This window comes from Fulvimonas sp. R45 (assembly GCF_030504985.1).
Classification (GTDB): Bacteria; Pseudomonadota; Gammaproteobacteria; order Xanthomonadales; family Rhodanobacteraceae; genus Rhodanobacter_A.
The window spans coordinates 19,303-40,089 of sequence record NZ_JASERU010000007.1 but is presented as its reverse complement, the minus strand read 5'-3'; the positions used below and the strand labels follow the sequence as shown (position 1 = coordinate 40,089).

The window sequence follows — 20,787 nt, the reverse complement described above, 5'->3', positions numbered from 1 at the left end:
AGATCTCCCCGTGGCCCGCGCCGGGAGCTGTTTGCGCGCAGGTCAAGGAAGAGCGAAGGCGTGGACGTCCATCCACGACTGAGCGATGACGCAGGGATGCGAGCCAACAGACCCGGCCCGAAGGGTTGCCTTCGCGCCGCGCGGCTAGACCCAGTCGCGCGGCTTGAGGTAGTCCGCCAGCCGCGCCTCCGGCGAGCCCGGCTCGGGCTGGTAGCCGTATTCGAAGCGCACCCGCGGCGGCAGGCTCATCAGGATCGACTCGGTGCGGCCGCCGGACTGCAGCCCGAACAGCGTGCCGCGGTCGTAGACCAGGTTGAACTCCACGTAGCGGCCGCGGCGGTACAGCTGGAACTCGCGCTCGCGTTCGCCGTATGCCGTGTCGCGGCGGCGTTCCGCGATGGGCAGGTAGGCGTCGAGGAAGCCCTGCCCCACCGCGCGGGTGAAGTCGAAGCAGCGCTTGAAGCCGCCTTCGTCGAGGTCGTCGTAGAACAGCCCGCCCACGCCACGGGTCTCGCCGCGGTGCTTCAGGTAGAAGTAGTCGTCGCACCATTTCTTGTAGCGCGGGTAGACGTCCGCGCCGAACGGCGCGCACAGGTCGCGCGCCACCGCGTGCCAGTGCGCCACGTCCTCGTCGAAGGGGTAGAACGGGGTCAGGTCGAAGCCGCCGCCGAACCACCACGCCGGCGGCATGCCTTCCTTGCCGGCCTCGAAGTAGCGCACGTTGGCGTGCGTGGTGGGCACGTAGGGGTTCTTCGGGTGCAGCACCAGCGACACGCCGGTGGCGACGAAGCCGCCGCCGGCCAGTTCCGGCCGGTGCGCGGTGGCGCTGGGCGGCAGCGTGCTGCCGTGCACGCGCGAGAAGTTCACCCCCGCCTGCTCGAACAGCGCGCCGCCGCGCAGCACGCGGGTGCGGCCGCCGCCGCCGGCGGGGCGGGTCCAGGCGTCCTCGACGAAGCGCGCACTGCCGTCGAGCTGCTCGACGGCGGCGCAGATGCGGTCCTGCAGTTCGCGCAGGAAGGTTTCGACCCGGTCGGCCTGGGGATGGGCGGTGGCGTGGTTCGCGTTCATCGCCGACCAGCTTAGCAAGAGCGCACCGGCCGCGGCTGCGACGCCGCGCCGCGGCGGCCTGACCGCGGTCAACCGCCGCCTGAACGCCGCCGCCCGGCGCCGCGGCCACGCCTTGGCAAGCCGGGAACGGCTGGCTAGGCTGGACCGATGGCAGCACCGATGTCCCCGATCGCCGTCCGCGCCGTTACCGTCACGTCGGCGCTGGGCCGCGGGCTGGAGGCCCATCGCGACGCGCTTGAACGCGAACGCGGCGGACTGCGCCCGAACGATGCCAGCAGCGCCCCGCTGCCTTGCTGGATCGGTCGCGTGGATGGAGTGGACGACACCCCCCTGCCCGCCACGCTGGCCGGCTGGGATTCCCGCAACAACCGCCTGGCCTGGCTGGGCCTGGCCCAGGACGGCTTCCTGGGCCAGGTGGACGCGGCGCGCCGGCGGTATGGCGCAGGCCGCGTCGCGCTGCTGCTGGGCACCTCCACCGCCAGCATCGGCGCCACCGAGGAAGGGTACCGCCGGCTCGGCGCCGACGGCCGCCTGCCGCCCGACCTGTATCGCCCCGCCCTGCACACGCCGCATTCGCTGGCCGGTTTCGTGGCCGCGGCGCTGGAACTGGCCGGGCCCTGCCTCACCCTCTCCACCGCCTGCTCGTCCAGCGCCAAGGTGTTCGCCAGCGCCGAGCGGCTGATGCGGCTGGGCCTGGCCGATGCCGCCGTGGTCGGCGGGGTGGATTCGCTGTGCGACCACGTGCTGTTCGGCTTCAACGCGCTGGAACTGGTCTCGCCCGAGCCGTGCCGGCCGTTCGACGCGGCGCGGCGCGGCATTTCCATCGGCGAGGCGGCCGGCTTCGCCCTGCTCGAACGCGCCGAAGCCGCCCCGGAAGCGCCGCGGCTGGTCGGCTGGGGCGAATCCAGCGACGCCTTCCACATGTCCACGCCGCACCCGGACGGGCTGGGTGCCGAACTGGCGATCCGCGACGCGCTGGCGCGCGCGGGGCGGGAGGCGGCGCAGGTCGGCTACATCAACCTGCACGGCACCGCCAGCCGCAAGAACGACGCGATGGAGGCGGCGCTGCTGGCGCGGCTGTTCCCGCCCGGCGTGCGCGCCAGCTCGACCAAGGGCTACACCGGCCACACCCTGGGCGCCGCCGGCATCGTCGAGGCGGCGTTCGCGCTGCTGGCGATCCGCGATGGCCTGGTGCCCGGCAACCTCGGCGCCGACACGCCCGACCCCGCCTGCGGCGCGCAGTTCGCCTGGCGCACCGAGCGGCGGCCGGTGGACGTGGCGATGAGCAATTCCTTCGGCTTCGGCGGCAACAACGCCTGCCTGCTGTTCGCCTCCGCGGAGGCGGCGTGAGCGGGCTGGCTGTCCACGTCGAGGGCGTCGGCCTGTGGTCGCCCGCGCTGGCCGGATTCGATGCGCTGCGCACGCGCCTGGCCGGCGCCGCGGTGCCGCCACCGGCCGCGACGCCACCCGCGCAGGCCCTGCCCGCCACCGAGCGCCGGCGCGCCTCGGCCAGCGTGCGCATCGCGGTGGAAGCCGCGGCGCAGGCCGTGGCGATGAGCGGCCGCGACGCCGCCGCGCTGGCCTGCGTGTTCGCCTCCGCCTTCGGTGACCTGGCCACCACCGACGAACTCTGCGCCACCCTGGCGCGCGCGCCGGCCGAGCTTTCGCCCACCCGCTTCCACCTGTCGGTGCACAACGCGCCGGCCGGCTACTGGACCATCGCCGGCGGCTGCCGCGCGTCGTCCAGCGCAGTATGCGCCGGCGCGGCCAGCGCCGGCGCCGGCCTGCTGGAGGCGGCCGTGCTGGCCTGCGCCGAGGCGCGCCCGGTGCTGCTGGTGTGCAGCGACATCGCCGGTCGCGGCCCGCTGGGCGAGATCGTCGGCTGCCGCCACGACTTCGGCGCCGCGCTGGTGCTGGCCCCCACCCCCGGCGCACGCACGCTGGCCCGGCTGCAGCTGGCGCTGGCGGACCCCTCCTGCACCGCGCCTTCACCCGCGATCGATTGCACTGGCGACATGCCCGACAACCCTTCCGCCGCCATCCTGCCGCTGTTGACACTGCTGGCTGCCGGTCGCGCCGGCGTCATCGCGATGGCGGCGGCGGGCGGCCTCGCCCTGCACGTGCGCGTGGAGCCGCCGGCATGAACGGCCTGCCGCGCTGGTGCGTGCTGATTCCCTGCCTCAACGAGGCGGGCGCGATCGACGGCCTGCTGCGCTCGGTGCTGGCGCTGGGCGCCCCGGTGATCGTGGTGGACGACGGTTCCGACGATGGCACGCCGGACATCGTCGCCCGGCTGCCGGTGACGCTGCTGCGCCATGGCCGGCGGCGCGGCAAGGGCGAGGCGTTGCGCAGCGGTTTCCGCGAGGCGCTGCGCCAGGGCTTCGAGGCGGTGCTGACGATGGATGGCGACGGCCAGCACCTGGCCGCCGACGTGCCGCGCATCGTGGCCGCGGCGCAGCGTTGGCCGGGACGCATGGTGATCGGTGCGCGCCTGCTCGATCGCGAGCAGCAGCCGAAGGCGCGCCGTTTCGCCAACGCCTTCGCCGACTGGGGCATCTCCTGGGCCTGCGCCCAGCCGGTGGCCGACACGCAGAGCGGCCAACGCTGGTACCCGCGCGCGGCGCTGGCGCTGGTGGATCTGCCCGCGGAAGGCTTCGTGTTCGAGGCCGCGCTGCTGATCGCCGCCTCGCGCGAGCTGGGCATGCGCGTGGTCTCGGTGCCGATCGCCTCGCGCTACCACGGCGACTTCCGGCTCAGCCATTTCCGCCCGGTGCGCGACGTCAGCCGCATTACCGCCTACACCATCGGCCGGGTGATCCACTACGGCAACGTCCAGGCCAGCTACCGCCGCTCGCGCGGCGCGCCGCAACTGTCCGACGCGCCTGCCGCACAGGCGTTCTGAGAACCTGTTCAAAATCTCCCCGTGGCCCGCGCCGGGAGCTGTTTGCGCGCAGGTCAAGAAAGAGCGAAGGAGTGGACGCCCGTCCATGACTGAGCAATGACGCGGGGATGCGGGCCAACAGACCCGGCCCTTCGGGTTGCCTTGCCCTGGCCGCCAGGTGGGAGCGCGCGGCTTGACCTGGCGGCCAGGGCAAGGCAACGCGAGCTACGGGGAGATCTTGAACAGGCTCTGAGCATTCAGCCCGGGGCGCCGCCGCCCTCGTCCGGCACGCGCCAGAAGTCGTGGAAGTTGAACCAGTTGTACGGATAGGCGCGCGCATAGTGCTCCAGCCGCGCGGCGTAGCGGGCGACCAGCGCGTCCAGCGCGGCGCCGCGCGCCCGGCGCGGCAGTTCGATCCAGGCCGCGAACGGCTCGAACACCAGCCGGTAGCGGTTCCCGCCCAGGTAAAGCCCGAAGCACAGCAGCACCGGCACGCGCAGCGCGGCGGCCAGAAGCCACGGCCCGGCCGGGAAGGGCGCCGGCCGGCCCAGGAAATCCGCCATGTGCAGGGCCTCGTGCTCGCGGGCGCGGTCGGCCAGCAGCGCCACCATGGCGCCGGCGCGGCAGGCCTCGCCGACGGCCAGGGTGACCGCCGCACCGCCCCGGGCGGTGTCGATCACGCCGGCGCCGACGTCGGGCGCCAGCGCCTCCAGCATCGCGGTCATCGTCGGCGTCTTCTGCTTGTCCAGCAGCACGCGCAGCGGCACATCCGGCCGGCGCGCGCTGAGCGCGCGCAACGCCTCGAAGCTGCCCTGGTGCGACCCCACCAGCAGCACGCCACGACCCTGGTCGATGGCCGCCTCCAACGCGGCCAGGCCTTCCACCTCGATGTCGAAGCCCCGCTCGCCGTGCGCGAGCAGGAAGATCCGGTCCAGCGAGGTGGCGGCATAGGCGTGCAGGTTGCGGAACACCTGCGGCCACGTCGGCGGCTTGCCCAGCACGCGCCGCAGGTACCGGCGCGAGGCGCGGCGTTCCTCGCCCCGCCGCAGCATGTAGTACAGCGTCACCGGATACAGGCACAGGCGGCCCAGGCGGCGCCCGCCACGCAGCGCGATGACGCGGATCAGCCAGAACGCGAAACGCCCGCCGCCCTCCGGCTGCTGCCGCCAGTGGCCGCTCATGCCGGCGCGTCCACGTCGGAAAGAAGATGGATGGCCGGCGATCGGCCGGCTGGAGCGTGCCGGGGTGCGCCGCTCATGCCGCCGTCGCGCTCAAGCGGCGCGCTGCTGCCCGATGTGGTCGCACAGGCTGCGCAGGCTGGCGAACACGCGCTGGTTGTCCGGGCTGTCGGAACGCAGCGCGAAGCCATAATGCTTCGAGACCGCCAGCGCGATCTCCAGCGCGTCGATCGAGTCCAGCCCCAGCTCGCCGCCGAACAGCGGCGCATCCGGATCGATCTTCGCCGGGTCGACGTCCTCCAGGTTGAGGCTGGCCACGATCAGGGCGGCCAGTTCGTGCTGCTCGGCGGTCTGCTCGGCCATGCGCGTCTCGATGCTCCGGGTCCATGCAACGCCCCGTCGGGAACGGCCGCGGAGTGTAACATAGAGGTCTTGTGGTTCCCGGTTGCACGCAATGGTCCAGCTGTGTGAAGAGCCGCAGTCCGTTCCCGGCCTGCCCCGCGCCCCGCGCGTTTCCTACCGCACGAACGACGACGTCGCCACCGCGCTGGCCGAACCCGGCGCCCTGGCGGCGTTCGGCTTCGGCGCCGGTGCGCCGGCATGCGCCGACCCGCGCTGGCTGCGCGTGGCGCTGGAACCGTTCGACGCTCCCGCGCCGCTGGAGCTGTGGCAGGTGGACGGCGACGTCGCGCACGGCCGCGACGGGGCGCTGCGCTGGTCCGCCGGCGGCGGCTGGCTGTTCGTGGCGCTGGAAGTCGACGAGCGCGAGCACGGCGGCCCCGCCGGCGGTGCCCGCCATGCCTACGCTCGTCTGCGCGACTTCCTCGCCGCGCGCCCCGAGCGCCGGGCGTTGCGCATCTGGAACTATATCGGCGCGATCAACCAGGGCGATGGCGACCAGGAACGCTACAAGCAGTTCTGCGACGGCCGCGCCGCGGGCCAGGGCGACTGCTTCGCCGACGGCTATCCCGCCGCCACCGCGATCGGCCACCACGGCGACCCGCACCTGCTGCAGGTCTACCTGCTGGCCTGCGCGCAGGCCGGCACGCGGGTGGAGAACCCGCGCCAGGTCAGCGCCTGGCGCTACCCGCGCCAGTACGGCCGCACCTCGCCCGGCTTCGCCCGCGCGATGACGCTGCCGGCGCAGGACGTGCTGGCGATCTCCGGCACCGCCGCGGTGGTGGGCCACGCCTCGGCCCACGAAGGCGACCTGGACGCCCAGTTCGGCGAGACCCTGGCCAATCTGGAGGCGCTGCTGGCCAACGCCGACATGCCGGCCGGCTTCGACACGCATTCGCCGCTGAAGGCCTACGTTCGCCACGCCGCCGACGCGACGCGCGTGCGTGACCTCCTGCAGCAGCGCCTGCCCGGCGTGCCGGTGCTGCTGCTGCAGGGCGACGTCTGTCGTCGCGAACTGCTGGTGGAACTGGACGGCTGGCGCTACGCCTGAGGCATGGCGTGACTACGGCTTCGGCAGCTTCTTCGGCCGCTGCCAGCCCGGCAGGGTGAGCTGGCGGCCGCGCGCCACGGTGAGTTCGTCCGCCGGGGCGTCCCTGGTGATCACCGAGCCGGCGCCGATGGTGGCCCGGGCCCCGATCGTCACCGGCGCCACCAGCGCGCTGTTGGAGCCGATGAAGGCGCCGTCCCCGATGCGGGTGACGAACTTGTTCACGCCGTCGTAGTTGCAGGTGATGGTGCCGGCGCCCACGTTGACGCCGCCGCCGATCTCGGCGTCGCCCAGGTAGCTGAGGTGGTTGGCCTTGCTGCCCTCGCCGAGGCGGGCCTTCTTGGTTTCCACGAAGTTGCCCACGTGCACGCCCGCGGCCAGCTCGGTGCCCGGGCGCAGGCGCGCGAACGGGCCGATCATGCAGGGGCCGCGGGTGACCACGCCTTCCAGCTCGCAGTGGCCGAGCACGCGCGTGCCGGCGGCGAGGTCCACGTCCTTCAGGCGCACGAACGGGCCGATGGCGACATCCTCGCCCAGCTTCACCGTGCCTTCCAGGATCACGTCCACGTCCAGCTCGACGTCGCAGCCGGCCTCGACCGCGCCGCGCACGTCCACCCGCGCCGGGTCGGCCATGCGCACGCCGGCCTGCAGCAGCGCGCGTGCGGCGCGCTGGCGATGGCAGGCCTCCAGTTCGGCCAGCTGCAACGGGTTGTTGGCGCCGGCGGCCTCGTCCGGATCGTCGCCTTCCACGCAGGCCGCCGGCTGTCCTTCGGCGGCGGCCATGCCGAACACGTCGGTGAGGTAGTACTCGCCCTGCGCGTTGTCGCGGCCCAGCCCGGCCACCCAGCGCTTCAGCGCCGCGGCCCCGGCGGCCACGATGCCGGTGTTGACCAGGTCCACCGCGCGCTGCGCGTCGTCGGCGTCCTTCTCTTCCACCACCGCACGCACGCGGCCCGCGTCATCGAGCAACACGCGGCCGTAGCCGTGCGGATCGGCCACGCGGATGGCCAGCAGGGCCAGCGCGCCGGGCGACTGCGCCAGGCGTCGCAGCGTGTCGGGGCGGATCAGCGGCACGTCGCCGTACAGCACCAGCACGCGGGCGTCGTCGGGCACGCCGGGCACTACCTGCGCCACCGCGTGGCCGGTGCCCAGCCGCTCGGCCTGCAGCACCCAACGCAGGTCGGCCTGGCCGTCGAACGCGGCCAGCACCTGTTCGCCGCCATGGCCATGGACCACGTGGATCGCCGCCGGGCGCAGCGCGCGCGCCGCCTCCAGCACGTGCGCCAGCAGCGGCCGACCGGCCAGCGGCATCAGCACTTTGGGTTTCTTCGAGCGCATCCGCTTGCCTTCGCCGGCGGCCAGGACGATGACGTGCAGCGGGGTGTTTTCCATGGACTCCTGCCTCGGCGATGGAACGGTGCGGCCGCCGAGGATAACAGGCCCGTCCGTTGCGGAGCCCGCCGCCGCCCCGCGGCGTTTACGGTCCGGGCAGGTCGGCGCTGCTGCCGGTCTGCGGCTTGCCGTCGTGGCAGGCGAAATGGAATTCGTAGGGCAGGCTGAACGGCTTGGCCACCGTCTCCACCGCGTGCGTTCCGCCGTTCGCGTCGGCGGCCCAGCGGCTGATCTGCAGCGGCTCGAAGCGCCACTGCAAGGCCGCGGCGCGCACAGCGTCGGCGAAGGCCCCGGCCACGCCGGGCGCCGGCTGGACGCGCACCTCGTCCACCTTGCCGCCGGTGCCCACGATCAGCAGCGCCCGCAGGCTCACCGGCGGCGGGCAGCGGGCCAGCAGCGCGGACGGGTAGGCCGGCGCCGGATGCTCGATCGGCGCGGCGCCGCTGGAGGTGGAGCCCAGCGCCAGCTGGTAGTGCGCCATCTGCGTGTCATCCAGCGCGCGGTACGAGGCTTCGCCCTGGTGCGCCGCTGATGGCTGGACGACCTGCTGGCGGGCGCAGGCGGCCAGCAGCAGGCCGAACGTGAGTGCCGTCGTCGCGCGTGCGTGTCGATGCATCGGATGCCTCCACGGGGTACCACGGAGGTTAATTGGATTACAGTTGTAATTCAATATCCGCCGGCCGGATACGAAAACGCCGGCATGGCGCCGGCGCTTCGCGGGTGCGGCCTGCGCCGCGCCTAGTGCTTGAGGTTGCGGCGCAGCCGCTCCAGCGCCTGCAGCTGGGCCAGCGCCTGGGCCAGCTTGGCCTGGGCCTCGGCCACGTCCTCGGCATCGGTGCGGCTGGCCAGCGCGTCCTCGGCTTCCTTCTTCGCGCGCTGGGCGGCGGCCTCGTCCAGGTCGGCCGCGCGCGTGGCGGTATCGGCCAGCACGGTGACCACCTGCGGCTGCACCTCGAGGATGCCGCCGGAGACGTAGAACTGCTGGCGCTCGCCGCCGGCCTGCACCACGTCGATGTGGCCGGGCTTGAGGCGGGTGATCAGCGGCGCGTGGCGGGGCGTGATGCCCAGTTCGCCCACTTCGCCAGTGGCGATCACCATCGAGGCCTCGCCGTGGAAGATCTCGGCCTCGGCACTGACGATATCGACGCGGATGGTGTGGTCCATGGTTCTCTCTCTCGGGCTCGGCGGGGTGCGGGAGACGGCTTAGGCCGCCTTCTTCGCGCCCATCTCCTCGCCCTTCTTGATCGCCTCGTCGATGCCGCCGACCATGTAGAACGCCTGCTCGGGCAGGTGGTCGACGTCGCCGTCCACGATCATCTTGAAGCCGCGGATGGTTTCCTTCAGCGACACGTACTTGCCCGGCGCGCCGGTGAACACCTCGGCCACGTGGAACGGCTGGCTGAAGAAGCGCTCGCACTTGCGGGCGCGCGCCACCACCTGCTTGTCCTCCTCGGACAGCTCGTCCATGCCGAGGATGGCGATGATGTCCTTCAGCTCCTTGTAGCGCTGCAGCATGCCCTGCACGCGGCGGGCCACGTCGTAGTGCTCCTGGCCCACCACCTGCGGATCGAGCTGGCGGCTGGTGGAGTCCAGCGGGTCCACCGCCGGGTAGATGCCCAGCGAGGCGATCTGGCGCGACAGCGTCACGGTGGAATCCAGGTGCGCGAAGGTGGTGGCCGGCGACGGGTCGGTCAGGTCGTCCGCGGGCACGTACACGGCCTGGATCGAGGTGATCGAGCCGGTCTTGGTGGAGGTGATGCGCTCCTGCAGCACGCCCATTTCCTCGGCCAGGGTCGGCTGGTAGCCCACCGCCGACGGCATGCGGCCCAGCAGCGCGGACACCTCGGTGCCGGCCAGGGTGTAGCGGTAGATGTTGTCCACGAAGAACAGCACGTCCTTGCCCTTGCCGGACGCGTCCTTCTGGTCGCGGAAGTACTCGGCCATGGTCAGGCCGGTCAGCGCCACGCGCAGGCGGTTGCCCGGCGGCTCGTTCATCTGGCCGTAGACCATCGCCACCTTCGACTCGGGCAGGTTGTCGAGCTTGACCACGCCCGCGTCCTGCATCTCGTGGTAGAAGTCGTTGCCTTCGCGGGTGCGCTCGCCCACGCCGGCGAACACCGACAGGCCCGAGTGCTGGGTCGCGATGTTGTTGATCAGTTCGAGCATGTTCACGGTCTTGCCCACGCCGGCGCCGCCGAACAGGCCGACCTTGCCGCCCTTGGCGAACGGGCAGACCAGATCGATCACCTTGATGCCGGTTTCCAGCAGCTCGTTGGCGAGCGCCTGCTCGTCGTAGCTGGGCGCCTCGCGGTGGATCACCCACTGCTCCTCGGCGGCGATCGGGCCGACCTCGTCGATCGGGTTGCCCAGCACGTCCATGATGCGGCCCAGGGTGGCATTGCCCACCGGCACCTTGATGCCTTCGCCGGTGTTGCGGGCGACCAGGCCGCGCTTCAGGCCCTCGGTGGAGCCCAGCGCGATGGTGCGCACCACGCCGTCGCCCAGCACCTGCTGCACTTCCAGCGTGATCTCGGTGCCGTCGATCTTCAGCGCGTCGTACACCTGCGGCACCTGATCGCGCGCGAACTCGACGTCGATGACCGCGCCGATGATCTGAACAACTTTGCCCTGGCTCATGGATGTGCTCCGGATGGATCTTTGTGATTTCGTATCAGCGCCGACGAAGCGTCGCTCTATTTAAAAGTGCAACCATGGATGGTTGCTTTTTGATCTTGCTCTGCGAGCACGGATGCTCGCACTAGATAAACATCGCGACCTTCAAACCGCCGCCGCGCCACCGACGATCTCCGAGATTTCCTGCGTGATCGCCGCCTGGCGCGCCTTGTTGTAGCTCAACGTCAGGGTGTCGATCACCTTGCTGGCATTGTCCGAGGCGGCCTTCATCGCCACCATGCGCGCCGCGTGCTCGCTGGCGAGGTTCTCCAGCACGCCCTGGTACACCACCGATTCGATGTAGCGGCCGAGCACGTGCTCCAGCACGGTCTGCGCGTCGGGCTCGTACAGGTAGTCCCAGTCGTGCGCCTGCTCCAGCTTCACGCCGGCGTAGGCCGATTCGCCGGCCGCCTGGTGTGCCTCCAGCTCCGCCGCCACCAGCGGCAGCGGCAGCAGCGCGTCGACCGACGGCTTCTGCGTCATCGTGTTGACGAAGTCGTTGTAGGCCAGGAACACGCGGTCCAGGCCGTTGGCGCTGTAGGCGTCCAGCACCACCTTGATCACGCCGACCAGCTGCTCCAGCTTCGGCCGGTCGCCCAGGTGGGTGACGCTGCCGACCAGGTTCACGCCCCGGAGGCGGCGGAAGAACTGCACGGCCTTCTGGCCGACCGCCACCACGTCGACCTGCACGCCCTTGTCCTGCCACTCGCGGATCTGCACCAGCAGGCGGCGGAACAGGTTGGAGTTGAGGCCGCCGCACAGGCCGCGGTCGGTGGAGACCACGATGTAGCCGACCCGCGCCACGTTCCCGCGCTCGACCAGGAACGGATGGCTGAAGTCGGTGCTGGCCTGGGCCACGTGCGCGATCACCTTGCGCATGGCGCGCGCGTACGGGCGCGAGGCGCGCATCAGCTCCTGCGCCTTGCGGATCTTCGAGGCCGAGACCATTTCGAGCGCGCGCGTCACCTTGCGCATGTTCTGCGTGCTCTTGATCTTGGTTTTGATTTCGCGTCCGCTTGCCATGGGTCTCGCTCGCTATGCTCGCTCGGGGGAACGGGGACTGGGGAACGGGGATCGTGAAGGCCGGGCCGGGCTTGCCGCTACCCGCATGCTCCCTGTTTCCCGTTCCCTGCTCCCGGGCTGGTTCACCAGCTCCCGGTCTTCTTGTACTCGTCCAGGCCGGCCTTGAAGCTGGCCTCGATGTCGGCGTTCCAGTCGCCGGTGGCGACGATCTTCTTCATCAGCTCGGCGTGGTTCTGGTGGAAGAAGGCATGCATGCCCTTCTCGAACGCCAGCACCTTGGCCACCGGCAGGTCGTCCAGGTAGCCCTTCTCGGCCGCGTACACCGACAGCGCGAGTTCCGCGATCGACAGCGGCGCGTACTGCGCCTGCTTCATCAGCTCGGTGACGCGCTGGCCGCGGTCGAGCTGGGCGCGCGTGGCCGGGTCGAGGTCGGAGGCGAACTGCGCGAACGCGGCCAGCTCGCGGTACTGCGCCAGCGCCAGCTTCACGCCGCCGGACAGCTTCTTCACGATCTTGGTCTGCGCCGAACCGCCCACGCGCGACACCGAGATGCCGGCGTTCACGGCCGGGCGGATGCCGGCGTTGAACAGGTCGGTCTCGAGGAAGATCTGGCCGTCGGTGATCGAGATCACGTTGGTCGGCACGAACGCGGACACGTCGCCGGCCTGGGTCTCGATGATCGGCAGCGCGGTCAGCGAGCCGGTCTTGCCCTTCACCTCGCCGTGGGTGAACTTCTCGACGTACTCCTCGGACACGCGCGAGGCGCGCTCGAGCAGGCGCGAGTGCAGGTAGAACACGTCACCCGGGTAGGCTTCACGGCCCGGCGGACGCTTCAGCAGCAGCGAGATCTGGCGGTAGGCCACGGCCTGCTTGCTGAGGTCGTCATAGATGATCAGCGCGTCCTGGCCGCGGTCGCGGAAGTACTCGCCCATGGCGCAGCCGGCGTACGGCGCGATGTACTGCAGTGCGGCCGACTCGGAGGCGGAGGCGACCACCACGATGGTGTTGGCCAGCGCGCCGTTCTCTTCCAGCTTGCGCACCACGTTGGCGATGGACGAGCGCTTCTGGCCGATCGCCACGTAGATCGAGAAGATGCCCGAATCCTTCTGGTTGATGATCGCGTCGATCGCCAGCGCGGTCTTGCCGGTCTGGCGGTCGCCGATGATCAGCTCGCGCTGGCCGCGGCCGATCGGGATCATCGAGTCGACCGACTTGTAGCCGGTCTGCACCGGCTGGTCGACGCTCTTGCGCCAGATCACGCCCGGCGCGACTTTCTCCACCGGCGCCAGCAGCTTGGCGTTGATCGGGCCCTTGCCGTCGATCGGGTTGCCCAGCGCGTCGACCACGCGGCCGAGCAGCTCGGGGCCGACCGGCACCTCGAGGATGCGGCCGGTGGTCTTGGCGGTGTCGCCTTCGCGCAGGTGCTGGTATTCACCCAGCACCACGGCGCCGACCGAGTCGCGCTCCAGGTTCAGCGCCAGCGCGTAGGCGTTGCCGGGCAGCTCGATCATTTCGCCCTGCATCACGTCGGCCAGGCCGTGGATGCGCACGATGCCGTCGGACACGCTGATGATCGTGCCCTCGTTGCGGGCCTCCGCGCCGAGCTTGAACTGCTCGATGCGGTGCTTGATCAGTTCGCTGATCTCGGACGGATTCAGGGTGGTGCTGGACATGGTCGTTATCCTGAAATTTGAAAACGCGTCGCTTTCTCTTGGGAGTCCGGCATGGACTTCGCGTATGTCTTTCCGGGCATCCGGCCCCGGGGACCGGCCTTGCTCTCGCGAAACGGGTTTCGCGTCTACTTATGCACTCAATGCCCCGGCCAGGCGCTGCAAGCGCCCGCGCGCGGAGCCGTCGATCACTTCGCTGCCGGTATCGATCACCACGCCGGCGAGCAGCGCCGGATCGACCGCCGTCTGCAGCTCGATCTCGCGCTTGAAGCGGCGCTTCAGCGAGGCCTTGAGCTGTTCGGCCTGGGCCGCATCCAGCGCCATCGCGCTGGTCACCTTGACCAGCAGCTGCGACTCGGACTCCCGGCGGTACTGCTCGTACAGTCCGGCCACCTCCGGCAGCAGCGCCATGCGGCGATGCTCGGCCAGCTCGCCCAGGAAGCGGGCGAACGGCGCGTCGGCAGTCATGCCCTCGGGCAGGTGCAGCGCCACCAGCTGCGCCGGCAGCACGCGCGGGTCGTTGCCGAGCACGGCCACGCGCGGATCCTTCGCCACCGCGGCGGCGAAGGCCAGCGCCTGCGACCAGGCCGCCAGCGCGCCGCCGTCGCGCGCCGCCTCGAAGGCGGCGCGTGCGTACGGACGTGCGAGAGTGATCGATTGCGCCATGGATCAGACCTCGGCGGCGAGCTGGTCGAGCAGCGCCTTGTGCGCCGCCGGATCGATCTCGCGCTGCACGATCTTGCTGGCGCCCTGCACGGCCAGCGCGCCCACGCGCTCACGCAGTTCCTCGCGGGCGCGCTGCGCCATCGAGGCGATCTCGTCCTGCGCCATCGCCTTCTGGCGATCGACTTCGGCCACCGCGTCGACGCGGGCCTTGTCGAGAATCTGGTTGGCCTGCTGCTGCGCCTTGTCGATGATCTCGGACGCCTGCTGGCGCGCCTTGCGGATCTCGTCCGCCACCTTGGCGTCGGCGTCCTTCAGCTCGGCATGCGCGCGCTCGGCGGCGCCCAGGCCCTCGGCGATCTTCAGCTGACGCTCTTCGATGGCCTTGTTGATGTGCGGCCAGATGAACTGGACACAGATCCAGATCAGGATGGCGAACGAGATCATTTCGCCAATCAGGGTCGCGTTGAATTCCATCGCTGCGTTACCTGTGCATGCGGATTACGGATGGCGTGGGCGCGATCGCCCACGCCGGGTGTGTTGCAGCGACCGGTCAATGACCGGCCGCGGCCTTGGCGGCGTTGGTGATCGCCGTGGCCAGCGGGTTGCCCACCGCGAAGTACATGGCCAGCGCCACGCCGATCAGGAACGCCGCGTCGATCAGGCCGGCCAGCAGGAACATGCGGCCCTGCAGCAGCGGCATCAGCTCGGGCTGGCGGGCGGCGGCTTCCAGGAACTTGGAACCCATGATGCCGATGCCGATACAGGCACCCAGCGCACCCAGGCCGATGATCAGGCCGATGCCGATGGCGGTGAGGCTCTCAACCTGAGCAAGATGAGCGATAAGTTCCACGGTGGTCTCCTCGAGAAGAAAAAAACGGTAGTGCGTTGTGGGTTGGAATCAGTGGTGCTCGTGCGCCATGGCGATGTACACGACGGTCAGCACCATGAAGATGAAGGCCTGGATCGAGATGATCAGGATGTGGAAGATGCCCCACACGGTGTAGCCGATGAGCCCCAGGCTGTACAGCGCCACGCCGCCGGCGCTGAACAGGCCCGCGATCAGGATGAACACCAGCTCGCCGGCGTACATGTTGCCGAACAGTCGCATCGCCAGGCTCACCGGCTTGGACAGCAGCTCGACGATGTTCAGCGCGAAATTGGGGATCCACAGCACCGGGTGCTTGCCGAACGGCGCGGTGAACAGCTCGTGCATGTAGCCACCGAAGCCCTTCGCCTTGAAGCTGTAGAAGATCATCAGCGCCAGCACCGTGATCGACATCGCGAAGGTCATGTTGAGGTCGGCGGTGGGCACGGCGCGGAAATGGCCGAGGCCGAACTTGGACGCGATCCACGGGATCAAGTCCACCGGCAACAGGTCCATGAAGTTCATCAGGAACACCCAGACGAACACGGTCAGCGCCAGCGGCCCGAGGATGCGGCGGTCGCCGTGGAACACGTCCTTGACCTGGCCGTCGACGAACTCCAGCACCAGTTCCACGAACGCCTGTCCCTTGGACGGCACGCCCGCGGTGGCCTTGCGCGCCTTCAGCCAGAACCACAGGCAGAAGATCGCGCCCAGCACCAGCGACACGCCGATGGAATCCAGGTGCACGGCCCAGAAACCGTCCGGGCTCGCGTGCGGCTTCAGGAAGGTCAGGTGGTGCTGGATGTATTCGGTGAAGCCGCCCGGCTCGCTTGCCATCTCTCAACCCTTGAATCTGAGTGCCGCCAGATTGACCGCGTAGGCTGCCACCAGCCCCGTGATGGCGGCCAGCGGCGGCAATTTGCATTGAACCAGGATCGCGACCAACCCTCCGAGGATCACGATCCACTTGAGAATCATCCCGGTGAGCAGATGCGCAAGCGCGATGCTGCCCCCGGCCAGTCCGCTGAAGGCCCGCGCCGACATCAGCGCGGTACCCGCCGCCACGATCGCCGCGCCCGCAGCGGCGGCCAGCGCCTCGCGGCGCCCCCACGCCAGAAAGGCCAGGCCAGCCAGCAACGCCACGGCCAGCTGCCAGAGCAGCATGCGCAGCGCGAGACGACGACCGGAAGCTAGACTGTTGAGCACGTAGAGGTTTCCGCGCGGTTCGCACCAGGCAGTTTCAACCAGGCCACGGGCTACGATTCAATCTGCGGAAGTATATCAGTGCGCCTTTTCTTGCGGCAAGCTGGCCGCACTGCGGCACGTATCCCATCGCCCATAAAAAACGGGCCGGACAAGGCGTCCGGCCCGGGGGATATCGCGCAAGGGGAGAGTCGCGATCGATGAAGATGAAGTGCTTACTTGGCGGCGGCCTTCTTGGCGGTGGCCGCCGGCGCGGCCACGGCGTCGCTGGCCGCCTGCTGCTGCGCCTGCGCCAGCGCGCCCAGCGACTCGGCGGTCTTCTGGGTCACCGCGAAGATCTCGCGGCCCACGCTCACCGCCTGCTCGGCATGGTCGCGGCTCAGGTTGGCGCCCTTTTCCCACAGGCCGCGCAGGGCCTCCAGGTCGCGCACCTCGGCCGCCTGGGCGACGAAGTCGGCGGCGCTGCGCGCCTGCTGCTCGAAGGCCTTGAACTGCAGGCCGGCCACTTCCTCGAAGCCCTTCAGGGCCACCGCCTGCGCCTTGAAGGCGTGGTCGGCGAACTGGCGGGCGTAGGCAAAGGCCTGGGTGTTCAGTTGCTGTGTCATGGCTTGGGTCCCCCGCGAGGGATGTCTAGGAGTAGGACAAAGCCTAGCAAGGGTTTTTGTGCGATGCAATATATTTTTTCTGAACGAGGCAAGACAGGCTTGTTACAGGCCGTGTTTCAACAAGTTATGAAAAGCACCCAGGCTGATGCGCCGCGTCAAAAGCTGTCGCGCGAGCAGCGGGCGCCCGAGGTGCAGGTCTCGTGCACCACCACCTCGTCCAGCGCCGGCAGGACGGGGGCCAGGCGCTGCCAGATCCAGCGCGCCAGCATCTCGCTGGTGGGGTTCTCCAGGCCTTCGATGTCGTTGAGGTAGTGGTGGTCGAGCCGTTCGAACAGCGGCGCAAAGGCGGCTTTCACGTCGCCGAAGTCCATCACCCAGCCCAATTGCGGATCGGGTTCGCCGGCGAGATGGATCTCGATGCGGAACGAGTGGCCGTGCAACCGGGCGCATTTGTGCCCCGGCGGCACGTTGGGCAGGCGGTGCGCCGCCTCGATCTGGAAAACCTTGAAGATGTGCATGACCGCATTGTAAGCGCTCGCGGCAGGCCGGCGCCTACACCGGTCGCGGCGCCGGCGCGCCCACCCGCTGCGCCAGGTCGGCCAGTACGTTCATGTAGTTGATGCAGGCGTCGTAGGGCGACTCGAACGGGCTGAAGTACTGGTGCACGTCGCCGTCGGACCAGTGCTTGGTGGACATGTAGTAGGCGTGATCGCTGGTGAGCAGGCGGCGCCAGTCCTCCAGCACCTGCGCGGCTTCGTTCGCGTGGCGCGCGTGGTGGTGGCGCACGTACGGCTCCAGCGCGAACGCCTCGGCCAGCGCCGCGCGCTGGATCGCGTTGCCGTCCCAGGCCGAGGTGTCGCGTTCCAGGTCGGCCCATGATACCGGTGTGGGCAACGCCAGGGTGGCGGCGTCCGGCGGCACGCGCGCCAGCGCTTCCGACGGCGTGACGAAGCGGAAGCCGCCGCGCTTCAGCAATTCTCCCGGCAGCGCGCGCATGAAATCGAAGATGCCGGTGTCGGCCCACTGGTGCTCGCCGAAGGTCTCGTAGTCCATGAACAGGCCGAGGAAGCCGCGGCCATTCGCCTCCGGCGGCAGCGCGACCGCTTCGCCCTGCAGCCAGTCGGCGTAGCGTTCCACGCCGAGCGGCCACGCGGCCCAGCGCCGGTCGGAGAAGCGGAACGCGATGTCGTCGCTGAGCCGGTAATGCCGCGGCAGGGCGACCAGCGACGGCGCCGCGGCGTAGCGGTACGGCGCGGCCACGTTGCGCCAATCGAACAGGCGGTCGGCGCCTTCCAGGCACAGGCCGCCGTAGCCCAGCGCCGCCACCTGCGCGGCCACCGCGTCGCTGACGATCAGCTCGGTATTGCGGAACACCCGCCCCGGCTCGCCCAGCAGGCGCCGGCACACCGCGCGGTGGTGGCGCACCTGTGCGGCGAACTCGCGCGGGCTGTACAGCGCGGCAAGGCTGTGGTGCGAGGTCTCCGCCAGCAGTTCCACCGCGCCGGTGGCGAGCAGGCGGCGGAACGAGGCCAGCACTTCCGGCGCGAACGCGGCCATCTGTTCCAGCGCGGTGGCGGTGATCGAGAAGCTCACGCGGAAGTGCGGGCGGTGCCGCTGGATCAGCTCCAGCAGCAACGCGTTCATCGGCAGGTAGCACTTCCCGGCCACGCGGCGCAGGATGCGCGCGTTTTCCTCCCGGTCGAAGTAGTCGTGGCGATGGCCCACGTCGCGGAACGGATAGCGCCGCAGCCGCCACGGCTGGTGCACCTGGAAGTAGAAGCAGACATCCAGGCTCATGCGCGTGCGGCCACGTCGAGGCCGGCCGCCTGCCGGTAGGCCTCGGCGATGCGCTGCGCCGACTCGTCCCACGACAGCCGCGCCAGCTGCGCCCGGCCCTCCTCCACCAGCTGCCGCGCCAGCACCGGCAGGCGCAGCACGGCGAGGATCTGGTCGGCCAGCTTCCCGTGGTCCCAGAAATCCACCTGCAGGCTGTGCCCCAGCACCTCGCGCACGCCGGACTGCCGCGACAGCACCACTGGCGTGCCCGCGCGCAGCGCCTCCAGCGCCACCAGCCCGAACGGCTCGGACACGCTGGGCATCACCAGCAGGCTCGAGCGCGCCAGCAGCCGGTCCACCGCGCCAGGCGCGAGGAAGCCGCGGAAGTCCACCTTGCCGGCGATGCCCAGGTCATGCGCCTGCGCCTTCAGCGCGTCGAGCATGTCGCCGCTGCCGCAGACCAGGAAGCGCGCGGCCGGATCCAGCCGCGCCACCCCGGCCGCCGCGCGCAGGAAATGGTCCGGCCCCTTCTGGAAGGTGAGCCGGCCCAGGAACACCACCCACGGCTGGCGCGGACCGGCGTCGAACGGCAGCGCCGGCGGCAGGTCGTCGGCATCCGGCGCGTTGTAGACCACGCCGACCTTGGCCGGGTCGACGCCATAGCGCGAGACCAGCACGCCGCGCGTGTAGTCGCTCACCGCGAACACGCGGTCGGCGCGTTCGCAGGCCATGCGCTCGATCGCCGCGATGCCCGGGTCGGCGCCCTCGCCGCTGCGGTCGTATTCGGTGGAATGCACGTGCAGGAACAGCGGCAGGCCATGCCGGTCGGCGGCGGCGATAGCGGCGGGAAAGGTCATCCAGTCGTGCGCATGGACCAGGTCGGCGCGCGTGCGTCCGGCGATTGCCGCCACGCGGGCGGCGAAACGCATCACCTCGCGGCCGAGGTCGCTGCCATACAGCGCGGAAGCGTCGCCATGCGCATCGGCGCCGCCACCGCGCACAGGCTCCGGTGCCGGCCGCGCGTACGGCCGCAGCGACGACGCCACGTCGAGCCAGCGCGGCGATCGCCGGATGGTTTCCACCGGCGCCGACACCCGATGCTCGAGCAGCCACTCGCGCGCGCCGCTGACGCGCAGCCGCGTCTCGCCCTGCGCCGCGCGGAACCGCGGCAGCACGAACAGCACCTCCGCGCCGAGGTCGGCCAGCCCGCGCGCGATGCCCTGGCTGGCCTTGCCCAGGCCGCCGACGAAGCGCGGCGGGTATTCCCAGCCGAGCATCAGCACGCGCAGGGGAGCGTGGCGGGTCAATGCCGGTCTCCGCGGTACGGCGCAAATGATGCGAAAGCGCTGCCGGACGAATCCCCCTCCCTCCGGGAGAGGGTGCCGGCAGGCGGGTGAGGGTTCGCGCGGAGCGAGGCGTCATGGCGTTGCCGAACCCTCACCCCAACCCCTCTCCCGACGGGAGAGGGGCTGTGCGCGGCGGCGGAATGGAGGCAACCGCAAGAGCGGCCCCTCACCCCGGCCCTCTCCCCGGAGGGGAGAGGGGGAAAAGCGCGCATGCCGGGCATGGTCACGCGTCCGACAAGCGTGCAGCCGCCGCCCGGTCGAGCCACCATACGTACTCGCCCTGCGCGGGCGCCACGTACTGCATCGGCAGCACGTCGGGCTGCCAGGGCCCGTCGAGCACCTGCGCCAGCACGTCCGCCTTGCCGGCGCCGTCGGCCAGCAGCCAGACCGCGGCCGCCGCATCGAGCACCGGCAGGGTGAGCGTGAGACGCCATTCGTGCTGGCTTTCCACGTACTGCGCGCAGACCGCGCGTTCGCGCTCGCGCAGGCAGGCGCAGCCGGGAAACAGCGAGGCGGTGTGGCCGTTGTCGCCGATGCCCAGCAGGACCAGGTCGAAGCGCGGCCAGTCGCGGCGGAACGCGTGGCGCAGGTCCTGCTCGCCGGCCAACGCGGCCAGCGCGGGTTCGTCCTCGCCGCGCAGGCGGTGCACGTTCGCCGGTGGCAGCGGCACTTTCGACAGCAATGCCTCGTGCGCCATGCGGTAGTTGCTGCGCGGCGAGTCCGGCGGCACGCAGCGCTCGTCGCCGAAGAACACCTCGACGCGCGACCAGTCGAGCCGGTCGCGGTACGGCGCGGCGGCCAGCAGTTCGTACAGCGGCTTCGGCGTGCCGCCGCCGGCCAGCGCCACGCCGAAGCGGCCGTGCGCGGCCAGCGCCGCCTGCGCCGTTGCCACGAAGGCGTCGGCCGCGGCGCGGGTCATCGCGTCGGCATCGGCGTGGACCCGCAGCTGCGGGCGGGGAGAAAGCCGGGAAATCATGCGTGCATGTTCCATTCG

At 70.6% G+C, this 20,787-nt stretch carries 23 protein-coding genes; 4 read left to right on the top strand and 19 right to left on the bottom strand.

Going from position 1 to position 20,787, the window contains the following annotated elements; translation table 11 throughout:
• Positions 1 to 144: 144 nt before the first annotated feature.
• Entirely contained in the window at positions 145 to 1,068 is a 924-nt protein-coding gene (gene hemF, locus QMK61_RS08460; RefSeq protein ID WP_302071752.1) for an oxygen-dependent coproporphyrinogen oxidase, read from the bottom strand.
• Between the two features lie 159 nt (positions 1,069 to 1,227).
• Between hemF and QMK61_RS08455 the strand changes: the two genes are divergently transcribed.
• The 3 genes from QMK61_RS08455 to QMK61_RS08445 are packed head-to-tail and all read left to right on the top strand — an operon-like array spanning position 1,228 to position 3,970.
• Complete coding sequence (locus tag QMK61_RS08455; RefSeq protein WP_302071751.1) at positions 1,228 to 2,418, top strand: beta-ketoacyl-[acyl-carrier-protein] synthase family protein; 1,191 nt, start codon at positions 1,228 to 1,230, stop codon at positions 2,416 to 2,418.
• A complete protein-coding gene (locus QMK61_RS08450; RefSeq protein WP_302071750.1) occupies positions 2,415 to 3,212 on the top strand; it encodes a beta-ketoacyl synthase chain length factor in 798 nt (265 codons plus the stop codon). Before QMK61_RS08455 ends, QMK61_RS08450 begins: the two co-directional genes overlap by 4 nt.
• Positions 3,209 to 3,970, top strand: coding sequence for a glycosyltransferase family 2 protein (locus QMK61_RS08445; RefSeq protein WP_302071749.1), 762 nt, complete (start codon positions 3,209 to 3,211; stop codon positions 3,968 to 3,970). The genes QMK61_RS08450 and QMK61_RS08445 overlap by 4 nt, the downstream gene beginning before the upstream one ends.
• Before the next feature lie 236 nt (positions 3,971 to 4,206).
• Here QMK61_RS08445 and QMK61_RS08440 read toward each other — a convergent pair whose 3' ends face one another.
• Both QMK61_RS08440 and QMK61_RS08435 read right to left on the bottom strand, forming a co-directional pair.
• Entirely contained in the window at positions 4,207 to 5,130 is a 924-nt protein-coding gene (locus QMK61_RS08440; RefSeq protein WP_302071748.1) for an acyltransferase, read from the bottom strand.
• A 90-nt stretch (positions 5,131 to 5,220) separates the two neighbouring features.
• Positions 5,221 to 5,490 (bottom strand): phosphopantetheine-binding protein, encoded by a 270-nt coding sequence (locus QMK61_RS08435; RefSeq protein WP_302071747.1) that lies wholly within the window; start codon positions 5,488 to 5,490, stop codon positions 5,221 to 5,223.
• Positions 5,491 to 5,581: 91 nt separating this feature from the next.
• Here QMK61_RS08435 and QMK61_RS08430 point away from each other — a divergent pair, with 91 nt between their 5' ends.
• Positions 5,582 to 6,577, top strand: a complete 996-nt coding sequence (locus tag QMK61_RS08430) for a pteridine-dependent deoxygenase (protein ID WP_302071746.1) — start codon at positions 5,582 to 5,584, stop codon at positions 6,575 to 6,577.
• Positions 6,578 to 6,589: 12 nt separating this feature from the next.
• On the opposite strand, the gene glmU is transcribed toward QMK61_RS08430, so the two are convergent.
• From glmU to pgl, 16 genes are all read right to left on the bottom strand, one after another.
• Positions 6,590 to 7,966: a bifunctional UDP-N-acetylglucosamine diphosphorylase/glucosamine-1-phosphate N-acetyltransferase GlmU gene (gene glmU / locus QMK61_RS08425; protein ID WP_302071745.1), complete on the bottom strand. Its 1,377-nt coding sequence runs from the start codon at positions 7,964 to 7,966 to the stop codon at positions 6,590 to 6,592.
• Between the two features lie 85 nt (positions 7,967 to 8,051).
• On the bottom strand, positions 8,052 to 8,582 hold the full coding sequence (locus QMK61_RS08420; protein ID WP_302071744.1) for a hypothetical protein: 531 nt from the start codon (positions 8,580 to 8,582) through the stop codon (positions 8,052 to 8,054).
• A gap of 122 nt (positions 8,583 to 8,704) precedes the next feature.
• A complete protein-coding gene (locus QMK61_RS08415) occupies positions 8,705 to 9,130 on the bottom strand; it encodes a F0F1 ATP synthase subunit epsilon (protein WP_302071743.1) in 426 nt (141 codons plus the stop codon).
• Positions 9,131 to 9,169: 39 nt separating this feature from the next.
• Positions 9,170 to 10,603: a F0F1 ATP synthase subunit beta gene (atpD, locus tag QMK61_RS08410; protein ID WP_302071742.1), complete on the bottom strand. Its 1,434-nt coding sequence runs from the start codon at positions 10,601 to 10,603 to the stop codon at positions 9,170 to 9,172.
• A 141-nt stretch (positions 10,604 to 10,744) separates the two neighbouring features.
• Positions 10,745 to 11,662 (bottom strand): F0F1 ATP synthase subunit gamma, encoded by a 918-nt coding sequence (gene atpG / locus QMK61_RS08405; protein ID WP_302071741.1) that lies wholly within the window; start codon positions 11,660 to 11,662, stop codon positions 10,745 to 10,747.
• A gap of 122 nt (positions 11,663 to 11,784) precedes the next feature.
• Positions 11,785 to 13,335, bottom strand: a complete 1,551-nt coding sequence (gene atpA / locus QMK61_RS08400; RefSeq protein ID WP_302071740.1) for a F0F1 ATP synthase subunit alpha — start codon at positions 13,333 to 13,335, stop codon at positions 11,785 to 11,787.
• A 129-nt stretch (positions 13,336 to 13,464) separates the two neighbouring features.
• Entirely contained in the window at positions 13,465 to 13,998 is a 534-nt protein-coding gene (locus tag QMK61_RS08395; protein WP_302071739.1) for a F0F1 ATP synthase subunit delta, read from the bottom strand.
• 3 nt (positions 13,999 to 14,001) lie between these two features.
• On the bottom strand, positions 14,002 to 14,472 hold the full coding sequence (locus QMK61_RS08390) for a F0F1 ATP synthase subunit B (protein ID WP_302071738.1): 471 nt from the start codon (positions 14,470 to 14,472) through the stop codon (positions 14,002 to 14,004).
• A 76-nt stretch (positions 14,473 to 14,548) separates the two neighbouring features.
• Positions 14,549 to 14,848 (bottom strand): F0F1 ATP synthase subunit C, encoded by a 300-nt coding sequence (gene atpE, locus QMK61_RS08385; RefSeq protein WP_302071737.1) that lies wholly within the window; start codon positions 14,846 to 14,848, stop codon positions 14,549 to 14,551.
• Between the two features lie 48 nt (positions 14,849 to 14,896).
• Positions 14,897 to 15,700: a F0F1 ATP synthase subunit A gene (atpB, locus tag QMK61_RS08380; RefSeq protein ID WP_302071736.1), complete on the bottom strand. Its 804-nt coding sequence runs from the start codon at positions 15,698 to 15,700 to the stop codon at positions 14,897 to 14,899.
• A gap of 3 nt (positions 15,701 to 15,703) precedes the next feature.
• On the bottom strand, positions 15,704 to 16,069 hold the full coding sequence (locus QMK61_RS08375) for a hypothetical protein (protein ID WP_302071735.1): 366 nt from the start codon (positions 16,067 to 16,069) through the stop codon (positions 15,704 to 15,706).
• 212 nt (positions 16,070 to 16,281) lie between these two features.
• The gene (locus QMK61_RS08370; protein ID WP_302071734.1) at positions 16,282 to 16,671 is read right to left on the bottom strand and encodes a phasin family protein; all 390 of its coding nucleotides are present in this window, start codon (positions 16,669 to 16,671) and stop codon (positions 16,282 to 16,284) included.
• 155 nt (positions 16,672 to 16,826) lie between these two features.
• Positions 16,827 to 17,189: a 6-carboxytetrahydropterin synthase QueD gene (queD, locus tag QMK61_RS08365; RefSeq protein WP_302071733.1), complete on the bottom strand. Its 363-nt coding sequence runs from the start codon at positions 17,187 to 17,189 to the stop codon at positions 16,827 to 16,829.
• 34 nt (positions 17,190 to 17,223) lie between these two features.
• The gene (locus tag QMK61_RS08360; protein ID WP_302071732.1) at positions 17,224 to 18,468 is read right to left on the bottom strand and encodes a glycoside hydrolase family 57 protein; all 1,245 of its coding nucleotides are present in this window, start codon (positions 18,466 to 18,468) and stop codon (positions 17,224 to 17,226) included.
• Positions 18,465 to 19,754: a glycosyltransferase family 4 protein gene (locus QMK61_RS08355; RefSeq protein WP_302071731.1), complete on the bottom strand. Its 1,290-nt coding sequence runs from the start codon at positions 19,752 to 19,754 to the stop codon at positions 18,465 to 18,467. The genes QMK61_RS08360 and QMK61_RS08355 overlap by 4 nt, the downstream gene beginning before the upstream one ends.
• A gap of 262 nt (positions 19,755 to 20,016) precedes the next feature.
• The gene (pgl, locus tag QMK61_RS08350) at positions 20,017 to 20,769 is read right to left on the bottom strand and encodes a 6-phosphogluconolactonase (RefSeq protein WP_302071730.1); all 753 of its coding nucleotides are present in this window, start codon (positions 20,767 to 20,769) and stop codon (positions 20,017 to 20,019) included.
• Between the last annotated feature and the right edge of the window lie 18 nt (positions 20,770 to 20,787).